The organism is bacterium (assembly GCA_026398675.1).
GTDB lineage: Bacteria > RBG-13-66-14 > RBG-13-66-14 > RBG-13-66-14 > RBG-13-66-14 > RBG-13-66-14.
In genome coordinates this window covers 1-2,112 of the sequence record JAPLSK010000417.1, presented here as the reverse complement: position 1 = coordinate 2,112, position 2,112 = coordinate 1, and the positions used below count along the sequence as shown (strand labels likewise).

The window sequence follows — 2,112 nt, the reverse complement described above, 5'->3', positions numbered from 1 at the left end:
GGTCACCCCGTTCACCGTGGCGATTTCCTCCAGCCGGTGGACGATGGGCTTGAATCCGGTGAGCGCCGCCGCCGTCACCGAGAGCGGGATGCCGAAGGCGTAGGCCGCCGCCGAGGCCGCCAGGGCGTTGGCCACGTTGTGGTCGCCCCGCGGGGCGAATTTATCCAGCTCGAAGTACCGCTGCTCCGCACCGGCGAAACCCGCCACCAGCCGACCCTTGTCCTCGGGGCCCCTGGGTTCCCGGTAGAAGTTGACCCCCTCGACCCCGTCCAGGCCGAACCGCAGGACCGACCCCCGGGTCAGCTCTGCCAGTTTCGCCACCTGCGGGTCCTCGGCATTGAGCACCGCCGAGTCCCGGGCGGTCTGGTGCGCGAGAATTTGGGATTTCGCCTCGATATAGGCGGAGAATGTGCCGTGGCGGTCCAGGTGGTTGGGGGTCAGGTTGGTCACCACGGCGATGTGCGGGGACCAGCCGATTTCCCCGAGGTCCTCGAGTTGGAAGCTGGAGAGTTCGAGAACGGCGGGCAGGCCCGGCGGGGCGTCGTCCACCCGATCCAACAGGCACACCCCCATGTTGCCGCCCACCAGGGCGCCCGGCGCGTGGCGGCTCACGATATCCCCCAGCATCCCCGCCGTGGTCGTCTTGCCGTTCGAGCCGGTCACCGCCAGCACCGTTCCGCGGAAGCGCTCGACGAAGAGGACGATTTCCGACGAGAGCTCGGTCCCCGATTCCCGGGCGAACGCGAGGTACGGCGACGTCTTGGGCACCGCCGGGTTGACGAAGACGACGTCCGCCGCGCGGAAGTCCTCCTCCCGGTGCGCCCCGAGGTGGAGCTCCACGTCCAGGTCGCGCAGGAGCGCGAGCGAAGGCGCCAGCTCCTCCGCCTCGCGCAGGTCGGTCACCGTCACCCGGGCCCGGTGGCGGATCAGGTAGCGCGTGAGCCCCACCCCGCCGCCGAAGAGGCCGAGGCCCATCACCAGCGCCCGTCTGCCTTCGAGTTTAATCACAGGTTCTCACTCAGGTGGGCGCCGCTCGCGGCGGCAACCTATCGAACACCATCAACCTTGCAACGCGGAACAGGTTCGGCTACTAGCCGTTACCGACCCTCGCCGAAAGGAGATGTCGCTCGCGGGAATAACCTATCGAACACCATCAACCTTGCGACGCGGAACAGGCTCGGCTACTAGCCGTTACCGACCCTCGCCGAAAGGAGATGTCGCTCGCGGGAATAACCTATTGAATATCATCAACCTCAAGTCGCGGAACAGGTTCGGCTACTAGCCGTCACCTGCTGTTACCCGGGGGGCGCCGCTCGCGGCGGCAACCTATCGAACACCATCAACCTTGCGACGCGGAACAGGTTCGGCTACTAGCCGTCACCCAGGGGGGAGGGGGTCTCTATCTGCCCGTCCACGACCCGCGGGGCCTGGCCGAGCTCGCCGGTAGCCGAGCGGGGGTTCGTCACGGCGTCCTCGCGCCAGGGGACGCGGGGCGGCGAGATGTCGCTGAACGGCGGCACGCCTTCGATGTCCACGCCCTGCAGCGACTCGACGTAGGCCAGAATCTCGCCGAGCTGGCTCCGGAAGCGCTCGATTTCCTCGGCGGTCAGACCCAGCCGGGCCAGCTTCGCGATGTGCCGCACGGTTTTCTCGTCCATGTCTCCTCCCTAGTCGCCGGCAATTCTACCACAGGGCGGCGTCATCCCGCCTTGACCCCGACCCCGCGAGGTGCTATTTTCACCGCGCGCTTCAACCACCGGAACTATGCTGGGCGTCGTCACCTACTACGATTTCAACAAGGGCTACGTATTCCTCCGTCCGCTGGGCGCGGACGCGCCGGGCGAGGGGGAGGAGCGCTTCTTCCACGTCGCCCAGCTCGGGGTGTCCAGGCTCTGGGGGCTGGGTGTGGGGTGCGTGGTGGAGTACGAGCCGGCCGGGAAGGGCCTGGTGGAGCGGGTGAGACTGGCGCACTGAGCGCCCGTCGGCTGGGTTTCCGCTCTAGGGGAGAGGCTCGGTTGGGGGCCGGGGTGAGGGGGGCCGGTAAAGTGTCCACCGGCGTCGTCGCGGAACACGGTCGGGCGGAAGGCTTGGGGTCTTTGTTGATGTTAAAAG

At 67.5% G+C, this 2,112-nt stretch carries 3 protein-coding genes; 1 reads left to right on the top strand and 2 read right to left on the bottom strand.

Annotation, left to right across the window (positions count from 1 at the left end):
- Positions 1-1,008 (bottom strand): UDP-N-acetylmuramoyl-L-alanine--D-glutamate ligase (murD, locus tag NTW26_12070; protein MCX7022983.1); only part of this gene is annotated, 1,008 nt, incomplete at its 3' end.
- Positions 1,009-1,370: 362 nt separating this feature from the next.
- Positions 1,371-1,658 carry an Asp-tRNA(Asn)/Glu-tRNA(Gln) amidotransferase subunit GatC gene (gatC, locus tag NTW26_12065; GenBank protein MCX7022982.1) on the bottom strand — a complete coding sequence of 96 codons (288 nt, stop codon included), beginning with the start codon at positions 1,656-1,658 and terminating at the stop codon, positions 1,371-1,373.
- A gap of 106 nt (positions 1,659-1,764) precedes the next feature.
- On the opposite strand from gatC, the gene NTW26_12060 reads away from it, so the two are divergent.
- Entirely contained in the window at positions 1,765-1,974 is a 210-nt protein-coding gene (locus tag NTW26_12060) for a hypothetical protein (GenBank protein MCX7022981.1), read from the top strand.
- Positions 1,975-2,112 lie beyond the last annotated feature (138 nt).